At 68.5% G+C, this 17,898-nt stretch carries 13 protein-coding genes; 3 read left to right on the forward strand and 10 right to left on the reverse strand.

The window, feature by feature from the left end; all coding sequences use genetic code 11:
• Positions 1 to 370: 370 nt before the first annotated feature.
• The gene (locus tag HUA76_RS14510) at positions 371 to 1,285 is read right to left on the reverse strand and encodes a glutaminase (RefSeq protein ID WP_141644205.1); all 915 of its coding nucleotides are present in this window, start codon (positions 1,283 to 1,285) and stop codon (positions 371 to 373) included.
• Between the two features lie 176 nt (positions 1,286 to 1,461).
• Between HUA76_RS14510 and HUA76_RS14515 the strand changes: the two genes are divergently transcribed.
• Complete coding sequence (locus HUA76_RS14515) at positions 1,462 to 3,099, forward strand: ELWxxDGT repeat protein (RefSeq protein ID WP_174461221.1); 1,638 nt, start codon at positions 1,462 to 1,464, stop codon at positions 3,097 to 3,099.
• 119 nt (positions 3,100 to 3,218) lie between these two features.
• Positions 3,219 to 5,681 (forward strand): ABC transporter permease, encoded by a 2,463-nt coding sequence (locus HUA76_RS14520; RefSeq protein WP_254614244.1) that lies wholly within the window; start codon positions 3,219 to 3,221, stop codon positions 5,679 to 5,681.
• Positions 5,682 to 5,702: 21 nt separating this feature from the next.
• On the opposite strand, the gene HUA76_RS14525 is transcribed toward HUA76_RS14520, so the two are convergent.
• From HUA76_RS14525 to HUA76_RS14545, 5 genes are all read right to left on the reverse strand, one after another.
• Positions 5,703 to 6,428 (reverse strand): 2OG-Fe(II) oxygenase, encoded by a 726-nt coding sequence (locus HUA76_RS14525; RefSeq protein ID WP_371823494.1) that lies wholly within the window; start codon positions 6,426 to 6,428, stop codon positions 5,703 to 5,705.
• A 211-nt stretch (positions 6,429 to 6,639) separates the two neighbouring features.
• Positions 6,640 to 7,356, reverse strand: coding sequence for a tyrosine-protein phosphatase (locus HUA76_RS14530; protein ID WP_174461223.1), 717 nt, complete (start codon positions 7,354 to 7,356; stop codon positions 6,640 to 6,642).
• 118 nt (positions 7,357 to 7,474) lie between these two features.
• A complete protein-coding gene (locus HUA76_RS14535) occupies positions 7,475 to 8,776 on the reverse strand; it encodes a PQQ-dependent sugar dehydrogenase (protein ID WP_174453519.1) in 1,302 nt (433 codons plus the stop codon).
• A gap of 148 nt (positions 8,777 to 8,924) precedes the next feature.
• On the reverse strand, positions 8,925 to 9,821 hold the full coding sequence (locus HUA76_RS14540) for an NAD-dependent epimerase/dehydratase family protein (RefSeq protein ID WP_174461224.1): 897 nt from the start codon (positions 9,819 to 9,821) through the stop codon (positions 8,925 to 8,927).
• Positions 9,822 to 9,939: 118 nt separating this feature from the next.
• Complete coding sequence (locus tag HUA76_RS14545; RefSeq protein WP_141644199.1) at positions 9,940 to 10,794, reverse strand: ion transporter; 855 nt, start codon at positions 10,792 to 10,794, stop codon at positions 9,940 to 9,942.
• A 69-nt stretch (positions 10,795 to 10,863) separates the two neighbouring features.
• On the opposite strand from HUA76_RS14545, the gene HUA76_RS14550 reads away from it, so the two are divergent.
• Positions 10,864 to 11,457, forward strand: coding sequence for a hypothetical protein (locus HUA76_RS14550; protein ID WP_174461225.1), 594 nt, complete (start codon positions 10,864 to 10,866; stop codon positions 11,455 to 11,457).
• A gap of 12 nt (positions 11,458 to 11,469) precedes the next feature.
• Here the strand turns inward: HUA76_RS14550 and HUA76_RS14555 are convergent, their stop codons facing one another.
• From HUA76_RS14555 to HUA76_RS14570, 4 genes are all read right to left on the reverse strand, one after another.
• Positions 11,470 to 12,117, reverse strand: a complete 648-nt coding sequence (locus HUA76_RS14555; RefSeq protein ID WP_371823476.1) for a cysteine hydrolase family protein — start codon at positions 12,115 to 12,117, stop codon at positions 11,470 to 11,472.
• A 93-nt stretch (positions 12,118 to 12,210) separates the two neighbouring features.
• Complete coding sequence (locus HUA76_RS14560) at positions 12,211 to 13,065, reverse strand: serine protease (RefSeq protein WP_174461226.1); 855 nt, start codon at positions 13,063 to 13,065, stop codon at positions 12,211 to 12,213.
• A gap of 278 nt (positions 13,066 to 13,343) precedes the next feature.
• On the reverse strand, positions 13,344 to 16,529 hold the full coding sequence (locus HUA76_RS14565) for an efflux RND transporter permease subunit (protein WP_141644196.1): 3,186 nt from the start codon (positions 16,527 to 16,529) through the stop codon (positions 13,344 to 13,346).
• A complete protein-coding gene (locus HUA76_RS14570) occupies positions 16,526 to 17,716 on the reverse strand; it encodes an efflux RND transporter periplasmic adaptor subunit (protein WP_174461227.1) in 1,191 nt (396 codons plus the stop codon). Before HUA76_RS14570 ends, HUA76_RS14565 begins: the two co-directional genes overlap by 4 nt.
• Positions 17,717 to 17,898 lie beyond the last annotated feature (182 nt).

The raw sequence follows: 17,898 nt of genomic DNA on the forward strand, positions 1-17,898 counted from the left end.
CGGGGCAGCACGCAGGACGGGGCGGTACGGGCGGCGGGTCGGACGGGGCAGCACGTAGGACGGGCAGCACGGGGCGGTACGGGCGGCGGGTCGGACGGGGCAGCACGTAGGACGGGCAGCACGGGGCGGTACGGGCGGCGGGTCGGACGGGGCAGCACGTAGGACGGGCAGCACGGGGTGGTACGGGCGGCGGGTTGGACGGGGCAGCACGCAGGACGGGCGGGTTGGACGGGCGGGTTGCAGCAAGCGAAGCGGGAGATCCGCTTCACATCGGGACGGCTCGGGCGTGAGGGATGGGCGGTGGGGGCCGGTCCTCAGCGGAAGAACATCTTCGCGAGGACCGGTTCACCTTCAACGCCACCCATCCCCCTCAAAACACCGAGAGCCCGGTCAGCGTCGTGAACCGGTCCAGTGCTTCCACACCCGCAACGGAGTTGCCGTGGGCATCCAGCCCCGGACTCCACACACACAATCCACAGCGATTCGGGATGACGGCGATGATGCCGCCACCGACACCACTCTTGCATGGCAGGCCCACGCGATAGGCGAACTCGCCCGCGGCGTCATACGTGCCGCAGGTGAGCATCACCGCGTTGACCTGCTTGGCCTGGCTGCGCGTGAGCAATCGCTCACCTTTCGCGCCCTGCCCATGACGCGCCAGGAAGCCACAGGCCCGCGCGAGGTCCGCGCAGCTCATCGACAGCGAGCACTGCCAGAAATAGTGCTCCAGCACGCGAGGCACCGGGTTCTGGATGTTGCCGTAGCTCGCCATGAAGTGCGCCAGCGCGGAGTTGCGGTGGCCGTGCTCGGCCTCTGACGCGGCGACCACCGGGTCGAAGTCCACGGACGCGTTGCCACTCTCCGCCCGCAGGAACTCCCGCAACACTCCGCGCGAATCGCCCGTGAGACTCAGCAACCGGTCCGTGACGACCAGCGCCCCCGCATTGATGAACGGGTTGCGGGGCACACCCTGCTCGTACTCGAGCTGCACCAGCGAATTGAACGGATTGCCCGAGGGCTCCTTGCCCACCCTGCGCCACAGCGCATCCCCATCGCGAGCCAGCGTCAGCGCCAGCGCGAACACCTTGGAGATGCTCTGCACGGAGAAGGGAACCCGCCAATCCCCCACGCCGAACACCTCGCCATCGACGGTCGCCAGCGCCATGCCGAACCGTGCGGGGTCCACCGCGGCCAGCGCGGGGATGTAGTTCGCCACCCGCCCCTGCCCCACCGTCGGCCGGATGGCCGCCATCACTTCATTCAGAATCGCCTGGAAGTCGTCCATCGAGTGCCCCGTCCACCGTGGCCCCGGATGATAGCCGCGCGGCGGACTGTCGCCTCATTCACATCGGTGAACCAGCGAACCTGACCTCAGGCCCCGGAGCACTGGGCATTCGCCAATCACCCTCCACATTCCGCGGACCCGGATGAACGATGGGTCCGGGGAAAGGAAATGAATCCATGCGTCACTCCCGTTCATACTTCCTCGCAGGCAGTTGTGCGCTCTTCTGCGCCTGCGGCCCCATGGAGGAGTCGGTGGACCCACCGACCCCCGACATCACCTCCGAAGCCGAGCTGAGCCAGGACCTGAACAACCAGTGCAGCGGGCCCAAGCTCGTCGCCGACCTCGCGCCGGGTACCGGCTCGACGTTCCCGTTCGACAGCGTCCAGGTGGATGGCGTCGTCTATCTGAGCGTCGTCTACGGCCCGAGCCTCGACACCTACGCCCTGTGGAAGCTGGAGGAGAAATCCGGCGGGCAGGACCTCCATTCCGGATGGAAGGCCACCCTGTTGCTCGGAAACCTCTCCGACTACCCCAAGCGAATGACTGTCGTGGGCTCCAAGGTCTTCTTCATCATGGACGATGGCATCCACGGCAACGAGCTGTGGAAGACAGACGGCACCCCCGGAGGGACTCGACTGGTCGAGGACATCAATCCCTTCGGTGACGCCTTCCCAGACAACCCGCTCTTCCAGCTCGTCTCCGTGGGCAAGACGCTCTACTTCCCCGCCGACGACGGCACGCGCGGCACGGAGTTGTGGCGCAGTGACGGGACGACCGGGGGAACGCACCTCGTGAAGGATATCGCCCCAGGCTTCGCGAGCTCTTCCCCCGGGCAACTCCTCGTCGATGGCAAGCGGCTCCTCTTCGCCGCGGACGACGGCGACAAGGGTCGTGAGCTGTGGAAGTCCGACGGCACGAATGGCGGAACCCGGCTGGTGCGAGACATCGCCCCTGGCTCCGGGAGTTCGTCGCCCGAGCAGCTCTTCCGACTGGAAGACGGCACCGTGTTCTTCGTGGCGAACGACGGCACCCACGGCCGGGAACTCTGGACGACGGATGGAACGAAAGAGGACACCGAGCTGGTGGAGGACATTCGCGCGGGTTCGGAGGGCTCGGACATCGCCTGGCTGACGTCAGGGAAGAAGAAGCTCTATTTCACCGCGAACGACGGCGTCCACGGCGCGGAGCTGTGGACCTCGATGGGCTGCGAGGACGACACACGACTGGTGAAGGACATCCGTCCGGGTGCCACGGGCTCGGACCCGCGTGAGCTGGTGCCGCTGAAGGGCAACGTCATCCTGTTCGCCGACGATGGCACCCACGGCAGGGAGCCCTGGAGGAGCAACGGCACGACGGCGGGCACCTTGATGCTCGCGGACACCCATCCGACGTCGCCACCGCCCGGGTACGAGCCCTCGAGTCTGGCCGCCGGAAAGAACAAGGTCTTCTTCTACGCGACCACGCCCGACGAGGGGAAAGAGCCCTGGGTCACCGACGGCACGCCTTCGGGCACCCGGCTCATCAAGGACCTGAGGCCCGGGCCCGAGAACTCCATCTCTGGAGACCCCTTCCCGCCCTTCGTCGTGGGCGACGGTGCGACCTTCCTCTACTTCGACGAGACGGTGGGCGCGGAGCTGGCGTGGACCAACGGCACCGCGTCGGGAACCCACGTGGCGGACATCAATCCGGGGCCGGCTTCGTCCAATCCGGTCATCTTCCTCGCCTCCCACGACTGGGTCTATCTCGTCGCGGGGGACGGCACCCACGGCAGCGAGCCGTGGGCCTTGTCCACCGGCTGCTTCCCCAAGAACTGAGCCTCGAAGACACGTTCATGAGACGCGAGTGTCCGGAGCCGGGAACCGATTGTCCCAGCTCCGGCCACCGCGCCAGGTGGCTCGTCGCACCGTGCGTCTGACGACAGAGAGTGCGCCTCATGGCACGCTCCGTGCTGTCGGGCACACGCATGGACTTTTTCCGCCAGGACTTCCGTCACGCGCTGCGCCGGTTGCGACGCAGTCCCACGTTCACCCTGGTGGCGGTGCTCACACTCACGCTCGGAATCGGGGCGAACGCGGCCATCTTCAGCGTGGTGCACACCGTGCTGCTGCGTCCCCTCCCCCTCCAGGACGACGCGCGCGTGGTGCGGCTGTACAGCGTGGGGAAGCAGGGCCCGGGTCCCACTTCACCTCCAGACCTGGTGAGTCTGCGCGAGCAGGCGCGCTCCTTCACCGGATTGGCCGCGCTCGCGAGCACCGAGCTGACCCTGGGCGCGCATGACGCCGAGTCGCTCCCCGTGAAGGTCCAGGGAACCCTCGCCACGGCCGACCTCTTCCAGGTGCTCGGCCCGCGAGTGCACCTGGGCCGAGCGCTCCAGCGAGGAGACGATGCTCCAGGCGCGCCTCCGGTCGCCGTCATCTCTCATTCCTTGTGGCAGCGTCGCTTCGGCGGAAGTCCGACGGTGCTGGGGCGAACCCTGAGCACGGGAGCCCCCGTGCCCACCACGGTGGTGGGAGTCATGGCGCCCGGCTTCGACTTCCCGGCGCGTTCGGAGCTCTGGTTGCCCCTGGTCCTGGGCCCGGAGTCGTTGACGCCGGAAGCACGCGGTGCCCACTGGCTGGAGGTGTATGGCCGCCTCGCGCCCGGCGCGAGCGTGGAGCAGGCGAGCGCCGAGGTGGCCGCGATTGCACGAGGACTGGCCGAGCAGCATCCCCGAACGAACGGGGACGTGGGCGCGAGCGTGGAGTCCCTGCGCGACGTGCTGCTGGGAAAGGTGCGTCCCTCCCTGCTGATGTTGATGGGCGCGGTGGGGCTGGTCCTGCTCGTCGCCTGCGCGAACCTCACCCACCTGTTGCTCGCACGTGCGGCCTCGCGTGAGGGAGAGTTGTCGATTCGCCTCGCCCTGGGCGCGAGCCGGGGCCGGCTGGCTCGCGAGCTGCTCGCGGAGAGCGGCCTGCTGGCGCTCGCGGGTGGCGCGATGGGACTGCTCGCGGCCATGTGGGCCATGGATGTCCTGACCGCGTTCGGCCCCCAGGACATTCCTCGTCTCGAGGAGGCCTCCATCGACGGCACCGTGCTGGCCTTCACCGCCGCGTTGGCGATGCTCACCACGGTGTTGTTCGGCCTCGTTCCCACGCTGAAGGCCACGCGCGTGTCGCTCGGCGGTGGACTGCGCATGGCGAATGCGGGGAGTGGCGGTGGCGCCCACCACCACAAGACGCGCGCATTGCTCATCGTCGGGGAGACCGCGCTCGCGGTGTTGCTGCTGGTGAGCGCGGGGCTGCTGTTGCGCAGCTTCGTGCATCTTCAGCGAGCGGCGCCGGGGTTCGAGTCGGAGGGAGTCCTCACGGTGAAGCTCGACCTGCCGCCCAATCGGTATGGCTTCGGCACCGCCGCGCCCGAGGCCTTCTTCGACCAGCTCCTCACGCGGCTGCGCGCCCTGCCCGGCGTCGAGGCCGCGGGCATCGTCGCTGGCCTGCCGATGGACGGAGGCAAGATGCCGCTCGACCTGAAGGACCCCCAGCGTCCGGTGCCACCTGGAGCGGCCCCCTGGAAGGCCAGCGTGCGCATCGTCAGTCCTGGCGCCCTGGAGACCCTGCGCGTGAAGCTCCTGAGTGGCCGGGGGTTGAGCGCCGAGGACCGAGGTGAAGGCAGGCGCGCCGTGTTGGTCAACGCGGAGGCCGCTCGCCGGTTCTGGCCGAACGAGGACCCGCTGGGGCGGACGCTGAGCACGGACATGAACTGGGGAAACGGTGCGTTCGGAGGAGTCGTGGTCGGCGTGGTGGACAACCTCGCCATCGACGGGCTGGCGGCGCCCGCTGTCGCGGAGGTCTATCTCCCCTATGAGCAGGCACGCAGCACGCAGATGACGCTCGTCCTGCGAACGTCGGCGGACCCGCTCACGCTCGCCTCGGCGGTGCGCGCGGAGGTCCGGTCGCTCGACTCGAGCCTCGCGCTCGGCAGCGTGCGCACGCTGGCCTCGGTCGTGGACCGCACGATGGCGCCACTGCGCTTCTACCTGCTGCTCGTTGGAGTCTTCGCCGGGGTGGCGCTGCTGCTGGCGGCGGTGGGGCTCTATGGCGTCGTCGCCTATGCGGTGTCCCAGCGGACGCGGGAGCTGGGCATCCGCCTGGCCCTGGGAGCGAGGGCACACCAGGTGACGAACCTGGTGCTGCGTCGGTACCTGGGATTGACGGCGATGGGGCTGGGACTCGGGCTCGTGCTCGCGGCGGGGGCCAGCCGGACGCTCGCGCATCTGCTCACCGGGGTTCAGCCCGTGGATCCACTCACGTACGCGGTGGTGCTGGTGGTTCTGGGATTGGTGGCCTTTGCCGCGGCCCTGCTCCCCGCGCGGAGGGCGGCACAGGTGTCTCCCTCGGTCGCGCTCAGGGGTGACTGAGGCAGCCAGGCGTGGGGCCCGTCAGCGGGCATCGTGGAAGATGATGCCCACCGTGTGACGGTGGCCCGAGCGGAGGCGGCTGACGCCGTGGCGCATGTTGACGCGGTAGATGCCTCGCGTGCCCTGCACGGGGCGGTGGTGGACGGGGAAGATGACGCCATCTCCCTGACGAAGCGGCACCACCTCCGCGCGGGACTGCATGCGCGGGCGCTGTTCGGTGAGGACCAGCTCGCCTCCCGTGAAATCTCGCTCCGGCTCCGACAGGAGGAAGGCCACCTGGAGGGGGAAGACCTCCTCGCCATAGAGGTCCTGGTGGAGGCAGTTGTAGTCCCCCTCGCCATACTGGAGGAGCAGTGGCGTCGGCCGGAGCTGCGCTGCCTGATGACAGTGCTGGAGGTAGGCGGCGTGCGTGTCGGGGTAGCGCGTGTCGATGCGCATGGCTTCGTTCCAGCGATTCGCGATGGCGGCGAGCTGGGGGTAGAGCCCGCTGCGTAGACGGGCGACGAGGTCAGGGAGCGGATAGGCGAAGTACTTGTACTCGCCCCGACCAAAGCCGTGCCGAGCCATGACGACGCGACTGCGGAACGGCGCATCGGAGGCGTAGAGTCCCGCGAGGGCCGAGCACTCGTCAGGCGTCAGAATGGAAGCCAGCGTGGCGCACCCACGAGTATCCAGCTCCGAGCCGAGAGCCGCCCAGTCGAGCGCCTCCAGGCGCTGCTCCACGTTGGGAGGGCTCGACGCACGCATCCTGCGGACAGGCGTGGTCATGAGGCCCTCCACTCCACGGACACCTGAGCTGACATTGTTCGCTGCTTCGGTCGCCACGCCATACAGACACTCCCTCTTGTCTCCGGCGGCGCAGTCAGCACACCGGACAGACACAGGAGATGGCGCACCGGGGAGCAGGTTGCGACCCGGTTGTTGCTGCGAACGGACGGCGCCGGGGCGCCGCTTCCAGTTACGTGCCGCAAATCCCCGCTGTCACACTCCCCACGCGAAGCAATCGCGCCCCCAGTGTCTCCAACGCGGCCGCCTGCGCCGCCGACAGCCGCACGCCCGGTCGCGCCTTCTGCACCATGGCCAGGGCTTGCTTCGCATCCGGAGCCAGTCCGCGCGCCAGGAGGAGTGCGGCAGCCACCATGCCCGTACGCCCATGTCCCTGCGCGCAGTGGATGTAGAGCGGCGTCGGCAGCATCGCCCAAGACTCGACGCAGGACGCCAGGCGCTCCACCGGCGGCGCCGTCGCGTCGAGGATGGGATGACAGACGTAGTGCTCAACACTCCGGATGCCTTCGGGCTCGATGAACTCGGACGTCAGGTCCACCACCGTCCGAGTACCCACCGGTAACTCCCCCGCCAACAACCGACGCCCGATGACGATGCCGGGCGCGACCTCGTCATGCACTGATTCGCGCGAGAGCCGCCGCGCGAGTCGCCACGTCGCCCAGGTCATCAGCAGATAGGGCAACAAGACGACCAGCGCCCAGGGATGCATCCGTCCATCGGAGCACTTACCAAAAACCGCCGGCCACGCCCCGGCATACGCCACCGCCACGAGCGCGAAGCTCAGCGCGGGCCAGAGCAACCCCCACCCCAGGCCCCGAAGCTGGAAGGCCAGGACCATCAGCAGCGCCGCGAAGACACCGAAGACAAATGAGTACTTCAGGCCCGCCATGGGATTTCCACCCTCTCACCCCGCGACCTACTCGACGCACTCAGGCTGCATGCCGCATGCGCTCGAGTATCGGGCCGAACCGCACCCTACGCGAGCGCATGGAGCCTCCGACAACCGCTCAGCGCGGCGTCAGCTTGAGCAGTCGCCCGTTGTCGTCGTCGGTGAGCAGATAGAGCGCGCCCTCGGGGCCCTGGACGACCTCGCGGATGCGTGAGTCCTGGTCCAGGAGCAACCGCTCCTCGCCCACCACGCGGTCGTCCTTGAGCACCAGCCGCACCAGCGCCTGACTCGACAGACCGCCGATGAAGAAGTTGCCCTTCCATTCGGGGAACAGATCTCCCGAGTAGATGGTCATCCCCGAGGGCGAAATCACCGGGTCCCAGTAGTACACGGGCTGCTCCATGCCCGGGCCTTGCGTGGACTTGTGGATGGGCGCACCCGAGTACTCCTCGCCGTAGCCAATGGTGGGCCAGCCGTAGTCCTTGCCCTTCTCGATGAGGTTCAGCTCGTCACCACCGCGCGGGCCCATCTCCACCTCCCAGAGCCGATGCTTGCTGTCGAGCGCCGCGGACAGGATGTTTCGGTGGCCCAGCGTCCAGATTTCAGGCCGCGCATCCTTGCGACCGACAAACGGGTTGTCCTGCGGAATGGAGCCGTCCGGGTTGATGCGGACAATCTTCCCGAAGTCGCTCTTCAGGTCGCGCGCCTGGACGCGGCCCTGGAGAATCGAGCGCTCACCCAACGTGACGAACAGCTTCCCATCCGGCGCGAAGACCAGACGCCCACCGGCATGCAGCGTCGACTCCAGCGTGGGCTCCATCCGGAAGATGACCTTCAGCCCTTCGACCTTGGGCTTCGCCCCATCCACCAGCTTCGCGCGCGCCACCGCGAGCCCGTTGCCGCCCTCGCGCGGCTCGTAATAGCTCCAGTAGATGAGGCCACTGGTGGCGTAGTCCGGCCCCACCTCCACGTCGAGGAGCCCGCCCTGGTTGCGCCCATCCACGCGCGGCACACCCGCGACGGGCTGCGACTTCTCGCCCTTCGGCGTGACGATAAAGATCTTCCCGGTCGGCTTCTCCGTCACCAACATGCGCTGGTCCGGAAGGAAGGCGATGGCCCACGGCTTGTTGAAGCCCGAGGCCACCTCCGTGACTCGGAACGGCGTGCGCGTCTGGACGCCCGGCGCGCGCGTCTGGCCCGGGAAGGCCGGCTTGAACCCGGGCACGTTGGGCGGCGCCGTCTCGACGGGCGCACCGGTGGGATTCGGTCCCTGGCGGGGCTCGGACTGCTGGCTGCCCGCGGCGCCACCAGGGGCCATGTTGCCACTGGGCTTCGTGGGTTTGGCGGGAGCCTGCCCGTGGGCGGCCCCCGCGAAGGACAGGAGGGTGGTGCAGGCCAGGGTCGTCAGCAGGGTACGCATGAAGTCACTCCGCGAGCTGGGATGGAAACGAAGCTCTGCCGGCGTGCAGCAAACCCGAAGTGCGCTGCGGGGTGGAAGAACGATGCGTCCAACACCCGGCAACGAGCAGAAGTGGACGTCCGGCCCCCAGCCTGATGGGCACCGTCGCTCAGTCGACGGGCATCTCGTCGCGAATCCACGCCGTCACGGAGTCGTGTCGCGGCGCCCAGCCCAGCTCGCGCCGTGCCCGCTTCGCTCGCACCCGACTGTTGGAGCCGAACGAGTAGCGAGCGTGGCCCTCGCCCCACTCGCGCGAGGCCTCCTCCACCGTCCACGACCGCACCGGGCCCAGCTTCAACCGCGCCGCGATGGCCTCGCCAATCTCCGCGTAGGGCGCCTCGCCGTTCTCCACGAAGTAGAAGGCTCCCGCCGGCGCCCGCTCCAGGGCCAGCGCATAGAGCGTGGTGACATCGTCGAGGTGCACGTTCGACCAGCGGTTGATGCCCTTACCGACGATTCGCACCACCCCGCTCTTGCGCGCCTGGGCGACGAGCGGCGGAATCTGCACGCTGTCGCGGCTCAGCCCCTTCCCCGTGCCGTAGATCATCGTGTTGCACAGGACGATGCCTCGCGCGCCCTCGGCGGCGAGGACGCGATTGTCGAGCGCATGCCGCGCCTGCTTCTCCGGCTCGACGATGAACGGCGTCTCCTCATCGAACACGTTGGGCGACAGGGCATTGCCCTTCACGTCATCGCCAATGACGCTGGAGCCGCTGGTGTGGATCAGCGGCTTGCCGGAGCCTCGCACGCCGTCAATCAACGCGAGGATGGCCTGCTCATGGTCGCTGCTGGCCGCGTTGATGACACCGTCCGCGCGTCGGGCCTCGGCCATGAGCAGGGCCGTGTCGCCCAGGTCCCCACGCACCGGTTCGATTCCGAGCGCCGCCAGCTTCCGGGCCTTCGCGTCGTCGCGCACGAGCCCACGAATGACATGCCCCCGGGCTTTCAAGTCCAACGCCAGGGAGCCGCCGATGAAGCCGGTGGCGCCAGTGATGAAGAGGTTCATCGCGAGGTCTCCAGGGAACAGGACAGGCGCAACGTGCGCACCGCATGCTCGCGAATGAAGCCGCTCCCCGGCGGGGCTTTTCCGCCGCGCGGTGAACACTGAACACCCACGGCCCACATCACCCGGCGGTTTTCGCGGACGTCCAGTCCAGCGCGGTCCCGCACGTCTTGCAGTAACGGGCGTCCAGGTCGTGCCCCTGCGCGCCACAGCCGGGACACGCCTGGGTGTCCGGACGCTGCTTCGTGGCGGCGGCCAGCTCCACGGAGACGATGCCCGTGGGCACCGCGAGGATGCCGTAGCCCATGATCATCAACACCGACGCGATGAACTGACCGGGCACCGTCTTGGGAGTGATGTCGCCGAAGCCCACCGTCGTCATCGTCACGATGGCCCAGTACATGGACCGGGGGATGCTGTCGAAGCCGTGCTGCTCCCCTTCCACCAGATACATGATGGCGCCCATGACCACGTCCACGGTCAACACGAAGCCGAGGAAGACGATGATCTTCCCCCGGCTCGCGCGCAGCGCGGTGAGCAGGACCTCCGCCTGCCCCAAGAGGTGCCCCAGCTTCAGCACCCGGAAGACCCGCAGCAGGCGCAGCACCCGGACCACGAGCAGCGTCTGGGCCCCGGGGAAGATGACGCTCAGGAAGGACGGGAGGATGGCCAGCAGGTCCACCAGCCCGAAGAAGCTGCGCGCGTAGTCCAGCGGTCGGCGCACGGCGATGAGCCGCAACACGTACTCGAGCGCGAAGATGATGGTGAAGAACCACTCCGCCACCTGCAGGGCGGACGCATACCGGACCCGGATGGAGGACACGCTCTCCAGCATCACCGCCGCGATGCTGAACACGATGGCCCACAGCAGGGCCACGTCGAACGCCTTTCCCGCCGGAGTGTCGGCCTCGAAGATGATGGTGTGGAGACGGGCGCGGAAACCACCCTGGGGGCTCTGCTCGGAGGACCTGGACACGGGGCGGCAGTCTAGGCGCAACGCGCGGCCGGACGCAGGGGCTTCGGCCTCCTGGTAGATTGAGACACCATGTCCATCACCCACGACACGCTCGTCGAGTACCTCCGGAACCAGCCCGGCCTCGAGGATGCCGTGAAGGAGCTGGACGACGTCCCCATGCAGGTCCCCGCCCACTGGGAATGGATTGGCGGCATCCACGACGACGTCCTCGGAGCGACGACGTCCGTGAGCTATCGCGCCTGGACCCACTTCGCGCTGGGCTTCTATCCCTACAACGGCTGCGACCTCTATCGCGACACCCGGAGCAGCCGCGTCATGTTCTCCTACGTCGAACTCGGAGGGCACGGGGCGCGAAGGATCAGCTATCTGGTCACAAAACATTCCCCTTTCATCCACGAGCCTGTCGCGGCCCACCTCCAGGTGCCCCCGGAACTCCACGACGACCTCTTCGCCGCCCTGCGCGAGCTGGGAATGAGCGAACAGACGCTTCGAGTCCAGGCGGAGCGGTACAAGAACGTCTCGAACATCCTGGAGCCCCTGCCCGAGGACCGGCTCACGGGCGCGAGCATCCGCGGAGAGCGCGGGCAGACGCAGCTCGACCTGACGTTGATGGGTCCTCGGGCGACGCTCCGTGCCCTGCGCCAGCGCTTCAACCGCGCCTGAGGAGCCCTTCGCCTACAAGCGTCCGGACCCCTTCGAGGGATGCGCGGGTCGACGGAAGCGCCCCTTGCGCTTCACCTCGTCGGCCCTGCACACGCGCACCCCAAGGAAGCGCTGGAGCTGGTCCAACGCCAGGTCGTGGTCCGTGTCGCTCTCCGCACAACAACAGTCGCTCAGCACGGTGATGTCGTACTCGAGCATGTGCGCGTCGTGGGCGCTGAAGAAGACACACAGGTTGGTGGCGATGCCCGCCATCAGCAGCTTCTTCGTCCCCAGGTGCTCCAACAGGGGAACCAGCGACGTCGCGAAAAAGGCCGAGTGCTTGGGCTTGAGGACGAAGTAGTCCGTGGCATGTGGTCGCAAGGCCCGGGCGATGCCTCGGCCCCGGCTGCCCGCCCGGGTGCAGTGCCGGTAGACGTCCCGGAAGTTGCTGCGCCAGTGGTTGAAGTTGTCGTTGACGTAGATGACCGGCACCCCCGCCTTGCGCATCCGCGCGGCGAAGGGTGCCAATCGCTCCACCATCCGCGACGCCCAGGGGAGCACGTGCTCTCCCCCGGGGAAGTCCAGGTCATTGATGACGTCGATGATGAGCAGCGCGGCGTCCGCGCCCCTCAAGGACTTCGAGCGCGTCCCCTTCCCCGACTTCAGGACCGGCTTCGCCACGTGGACCTCCCGGGACGTCAAGGTAGCCACGGCCCAGGCGGCTGAGCAGTCCCCCAGGGAGCCACGCGCCCGAACGCCGCGCGCCCGGGCGGACTACGGCCTCGCCGTGACGCTCAGGAGGCGAACCTGGGTATTGATCCACGGGATGTAGTTGGAGACCCGGGCATAGATGCCGGGCAGGCCGGGCCTCGCGCAGCCCACGCCAAAGCTCACGACGCCCTGGAGCACGGGCCTGCCCTGCGCGCCAAGAACGAAGAGCGGTCCCCCGCTGTCGCCCTGACAGGCGTCCTTGCCCCCCTGGCTGTATCCGGCCCCGAGCATCGCGTATGGGTCGATGTGGATACCCTGGGAACTGTAGGCCGCCGCCACCTGCCGATGCGCGATGGTGGGGACCCCCACCTGCATCAGCACAGGGGACGTGTCATATCCGCCCTCGCGCGTGAGGCCCCACCCCGCCACCGTCGCCTCGACATTGTCCGGGACGGTCTCTCCCGCGAGCGGGAGCAGGATGGGCTGGACCGTGGCGGAGAACTTCAGGGGCTTCTCGAGCTTGACCACTGCGATGTCGTTCATCGTCGTGTCCGGGTCGTAGGCCGGATGGTAGACGGTCCTCACTCCTCGAACAGTCTGGGCACCCGCCCCGGGCCGCTGGAGGTCGTGAACGCCCGCGGAGACCGTCAGTCCAGACGTGCCGTCGTAGACGCAGTGGGCGGCCGTGACGACGATGTCCGACTCATTCTTCGTCGCGCTGACCCGGATGAGCGAGGCGCCGCAGAAGTGGCTCCCATGCTGCTGCATGCTGACGTTCCAGGGGTGGCTCCCCTGGCGTGCCTCCACCCCTCCGACAATCTCCTGGCCGATGCTCTCCACCGCATCGACACCCTGCACGTCCGGACCACCACAGCCCACCAGCCCCACCGCGACAACGACTCCCAGCACGAAGCGCATCGACCCCTCGGATTTCAAGTTCGAGACGCCTTGTGCAAGCCGAAGACCACGCGCGCGAAGGGACTGCGGCGAGGGAAGCCGCGCGAAGAGTCTGGACTGAAGTGAGCGGTTGACGTGTCAGGCCCCGCCCCGGGAGTGCACCTGACGCGTCACGCTGGCCCCCCGCCGTGTCGCGATTGTTCGAGCCGCGCGTCTCCTCCCAAAAGCAAAGAGGGCCGCCCCTCGGTGGAGGCAGCCCTCTTCGACAACCTGGTGTCATCCGTCGGATGACGCGGCGCTCAGTGCCCTTCGGCGCCCGTCGCTCCCGCCGGAATCACGGGAGCCTCTCGCTCCGCCCCTCGCAGCGCGAACTTCCGGATGACGATGTAGAAGATGGGCGTCAGCACCAGCCCGAACAGCGTCACGCCGAGCATGCCCGCGAACACCGCCACGCCCATCGCCTGGCGCATCTCCGCGCCCGCGCCCGTGGCCAGCGCCAGCGGCACCACGCCCATGATGAAGGCGATGGAGGTCATCAGGATGGGCCGCAGCCGCAGCCGGCACGCCTCGAGCGCCGCCTGCACCACGCCCACGCCCTCGTCTTCCTGCGCCCTCGCGAACTCGACGATGAGGATGGCGTTCTTCGCCGCCAGGCCCACGAGCACCACGAGCCCAATCTGCGTGAAGATGTTGTTGTCCCCACCCACGAACCACACCCCGGCAATCGCGCTGAGCAACGCCAGCGGCACCGTGAGCAACACCGCCAGCGGCAGCGACCAACTGTTGTACTGCGCCGCCAGGATGAGGAAGGCCAGCAGGATGGCGAGCGGGAAGACGAACAGGCCTTCCTTGCCAGCGAGCTTCTCCTGGTACGTCAGGTCGGTCCACTCGAAGCTCATGCCGGCCGGAAGTGTCTCGGCCGCCACGCGCTCCATCGCCGCCACCGCCTGTCCCGTGCTCACCCCGGGCGCCGCCGCGCCGTTGATATCCGCGGAGGGATATCCGTTGTAGCGCAGCACCTGGTCCGGACCGAACGAGGGCTTCACCGTCACCAGTGACGCCAGCGGCACCATGCCGCCCTGGGGGTTTCGAACCTGGAGTCGGCCGATGTCCTCCGGCTCCATGCGGTGCTTCGCGTCCGCCTGGACGTTCACCTGGTAGGTGCGCCCGAAGCGGTTGAAGTCGTTCACATACAGCGAGCCCAGGTGAATCTGGAGCGTCTCGAACACCGAGCCCAGCGGCACGCCCTGCTGCTTCGCCTTCACCCGGTCCACGTCCGCCTGGAGCTGAGGCACGTTGATTTCAAAGCCCGACATCAGGCCCATCAACTGGGGCTCGGCCGAAGCTTTCTGCACCAGCGCCTGCGTGGCGGCGTAGAGCGCCTCCGGCCCCAGCCCCGCGCGGTCCTCCACCTGGAGCTTGAAGCCCGCCATGGAACCCATGCCCGGCACCGGGGGCGGAGGGAAGATGGCCGCGAAGCCCTCCTGGATGCCGCCCAGCTTCGCCTGGAGCCGGCCCGCGATGGCGTTCGCGGACAAGTCCTTCGTCTTGCGCTGCTCGAAGTCGTCGAGAACCGCGAAGACGACGGCCGAGTTGGGGGAGTTGACGAAGCCGTTGATGGTGATGCCGGAGAAGGCCACGACGCTCGCCACGCCCTTCTCCGCCAGCATCAGCGCCGACATCCGCTTCGCCACGTCGTCCGTCCGCTCCAGCGAGGATGCGGGAGGAAGCTGCGCCAGCCCCACCAGGTAGTACTTGTCCTGCATGGGCACGAAGCCCGCCGGCACCTTGGCGAAGCCCACCCACGTCAGGAGCAGCAGGCCTCCGTATACGACGAGCGCCAGCGCGCTGACGCGCACCACCCGCTTCACCAGCGACACGTAGCCAGCGGAGGCCTTGTCGAAGAAGCGGTTGAAGGGCCCGAAGAGCCAGCCGCCAAACGCCTTGTCCATGAAGCGCGTGAGGCCGTCCTTGGGCCCGTGGTGCCCACGCAGCAGCACCCCCGCGAGCGCCGGGCTGAGCGTCAGCGAGTTGAAGGCCGAGAGGATGGTGGAGATGGCGATGGTCAGCGCGAACTGCCGATAGAACTGGCCCGTGAGTCCGCCGAGGAACGCCGTGGGGACGAACACCGCCGACAGCACGGAGGTAATGGCGATGATGGGGCCCGTCACTTCGGTCATCGCCCGACGGGCCGCCTCCTTGGGATTGACGCCCTGGGCGATGTGTCGCTCCACGTTCTCCACCACGACGATGGCGTCGTCGACGACGATGCCGATGGAGAGCACGAGTCCGAAGAGGGACAGCGTGTTGAGCGAGAAGCCCAACATGTGCATCACCGCCGCCGTGCCCACCAGCGACACGGGCACCGCCGCCAGCGGAATGATGGAGGCGCGCCACGTCTGGAGGAACAGCAACACCACCAGCACCACCAGCACCACCGCCTCCAGCAGCGTCGTCACCACGTTGCGGATGGACGTGCGCACGAAGAGCGTCGGGTCATACGCGATGCGGTACTCCATGCCCTTGGGGAACGCCTGGCTCAGCTCGTCCATCCGCGCGCGGATGCCCGCGGATACGTCCAGCGCGTTGGAGCCCGAGGCTTGGTTGATGCCGATGGCCACCGCCGACTTCCCATCCAACCGGGCGCGCACGGAATAGGAGTTGGCGCCCAGCTCCACCCGGGCCACGTCGCGCAGGTGCGTCACCTGTCCGCTCTCGCCCACCTTCACGACGATGTCGCGGAACTGCTCCTCGTCCGTGAGGCGTCCCTGGGTGGTGACGGTGAGCTGGAAGGCGGAGCGCTCATCCGGCTGCTGGCCGATGACCCCCGCCGCCACCTGCACGTTCTGCTCGCGGATGGCGCCCACCACGTCGCTCGCGGTGAGCCCGCGCGCGGCGAGCAACTGGGGGTCCAACCAGACGCGCATGCTGTACTCGCCCGCGCCCAGCACACTGACACCCCCCACGCCCGGGACGCGCTGGAGGACGTCGCGCACCTGGAGCACCGCGTAGTTGGAGAGATAGAGCGGCTCCAGCGACTCGTCCGGCGACACCAGGTGCACCACCATCAGCAGGTCCGGACTCGACTTCTCGGTGAGCACGCCCAGCCGCTGCACCTCCGCGGGCAGGCGGGGAATCGCGCGGGCCACCCGGTTCTGCACCTGCACCTGCGCGGTGTCCGGATTCACGCCCATGGCGAAGGTGATGGTGACGGCCACCCGGCCATCGCTCGTCGCCTGCGAGGACATGTAGAGCATGCCCTCCACGCCGTTGATCTCCTGCTCCAACGGCGCGGCCACCGTCTCCGCGATGACGCCCGGGTCCGCGCCCGGATAGGCCGCGCGCACCACCACCGTGGGCGGTGACACGGCCGGGTACTCGCTCAACGGAAGCTGAATCAGGGACAGGCCACCGCCAATCAACAGCAGCACGGACAGCACGGCCGCGAAGATGGGCCGGTCCACGAAGAAGTGCGCGAACTTCACGGCCGCGCCCCCTCGGCGTGTTCGGAGCCGGCCATGGCCACCATCGTCGGCGCCACCGTCATGCCCGGCCGCGCCATGCCCTTGAGGACCACGCGCTCACCCGCCGACAGGCCCTCGCGCACCACGCGCAGCCCGCCCTCGGTGGTCCCCAGCTCCACGCGCCGCTGCTCCAGCGTCTGGTCCGGACGGACGACGAGCACGTAGCGCCCCTTCTGGTCCGTCCCCACCGCCTGGTCCTGGATGAGGATGGTGGGCCGCGCCGTGCCCGTCTCCAGCCGCACCCGGGCGAACAGGCCCGCCGTCAGCTTCCCATCCGGGTTGGGCAACACCGCGCGCGCTCGCGCCGTGCCCGTCACCGCCGCCACCTGATTGTCCAGGAAGTCCAACCGGGCCTCACGCGGGAAGCCCTCTTCACCCGTCAGCGCCACACGCACAGGCACCGCGTTGACGCGGCCGTCCTTGCCGCGCGCCCCCGAGGCCGTGCCCGCGAAGCGCAGGTACGTCGCCTCGTCCACGTCGAAGTAGACGTAGAACGGCTCCACCGAGACGATGGTGGTGAGCAACGTGGCGTTGGCGCTGCCGCCGCTGACCAGGTTGCCCGCCGTCACCAGCGCCCGCCCCACCCGACCACTCACGGGCGCACGCACGCGGGTGTCATGCAGGTCGATCTCCGCCGAGCGAGCCGCCGCCTTCGCGGACTCGACCCGGGCGCGGGCCTCCGCGCGCTCCGCCATCAACACATCGAAGTCGCCCCGGGAGATGGCCTGCTCGGCCACGAGCTTCTCACCGCGCTCGAACTTCTTCTCCGTCAACGTGCGCCGCTCCTCGGCCTGACGCAGGTCCGCCTGGGCCCGGGCGTTCGCCGCCTCGAAGGTGCGCGCGTCGAGCTGGAACAACACCTGTCCCGCGGTGACGAGGCCCCCCTCCTGGAAGCGCACCGCATCGATATAGCCACCGACGCGAGGCCGCAGCTCCACGCTCTGCACCGCCGCGAGGGTGCCGGTGAATTCGGCGCTGTCCGCCACCTGTCGGGTGACGACCTCCGCCGCGACGACAGGAGCCGCCGCCGGCTTCGCCGGGCCTGCTCCACCTTGCGCGTCCGAACCCTCGTCGCGCGCGAGGACAAGACCGCCCACCACCAGCGGGAGGGCCAGAGCCCCTCCCACCGCTGCACGTTTCCAATTCATGGCTGACTCCAACTTCCATTCAGGGGTCGGGACACACCGGTGGCGCTCGCACGCATGCGTGTGCACCTCCGGCGGCCCGTGAAAAACAGGACGAGGAACGACTGCGCGAACGTCACCCGGCCGGTCGGTGTGGCACCGCCGGGAGACAGGGTGTGTGGGTGTCTGGGACGGGCGCGGGAGCG

This window comes from Myxococcus sp. CA056 (assembly GCF_013336715.1).
GTDB lineage: Bacteria > Myxococcota > Myxococcia > Myxococcales > Myxococcaceae > Myxococcus > Myxococcus llanfairpwllgwyngyllgogerychwyrndrobwllllantysiliogogogochensis.

Coding starts and splice junctions, on each gene's coding strand:
- HUA76_RS14510 (WP_141644205.1), bottom strand. CDS start 1,285: ATGGACGACTTCCAGGCGATTCTGAATGAAGTGATGGCGGCCATCCGG.
- HUA76_RS14515 (WP_174461221.1), top strand. CDS start 1,462: ATGCGTCACTCCCGTTCATACTTCCTCGCAGGCAGTTGTGCGCTCTTC.
- HUA76_RS14520 (WP_254614244.1), top strand. CDS start 3,219: ATGGCACGCTCCGTGCTGTCGGGCACACGCATGGACTTTTTCCGCCAG.
- HUA76_RS14525 (WP_371823494.1), bottom strand. CDS start 6,428: ATGCGTGCGTCGAGCCCTCCCAACGTGGAGCAGCGCCTGGAGGCGCTC.
- HUA76_RS14530 (WP_174461223.1), bottom strand. CDS start 7,356: ATGGCGGGCCTGAAGTACTCATTTGTCTTCGGTGTCTTCGCGGCGCTG.
- HUA76_RS14535 (WP_174453519.1), bottom strand. CDS start 8,776: ATGCGTACCCTGCTGACGACCCTGGCCTGCACCACCCTCCTGTCCTTC.
- HUA76_RS14540 (WP_174461224.1), bottom strand. CDS start 9,821: ATGAACCTCTTCATCACTGGCGCCACCGGCTTCATCGGCGGCTCCCTG.
- HUA76_RS14550 (WP_174461225.1), top strand. CDS start 10,864: ATGTCCATCACCCACGACACGCTCGTCGAGTACCTCCGGAACCAGCCC.
- HUA76_RS14560 (WP_174461226.1), bottom strand. CDS start 13,065: ATGCGCTTCGTGCTGGGAGTCGTTGTCGCGGTGGGGCTGGTGGGCTGT.
- HUA76_RS14570 (WP_174461227.1), bottom strand. CDS start 17,716: ATGAATTGGAAACGTGCAGCGGTGGGAGGGGCTCTGGCCCTCCCGCTG.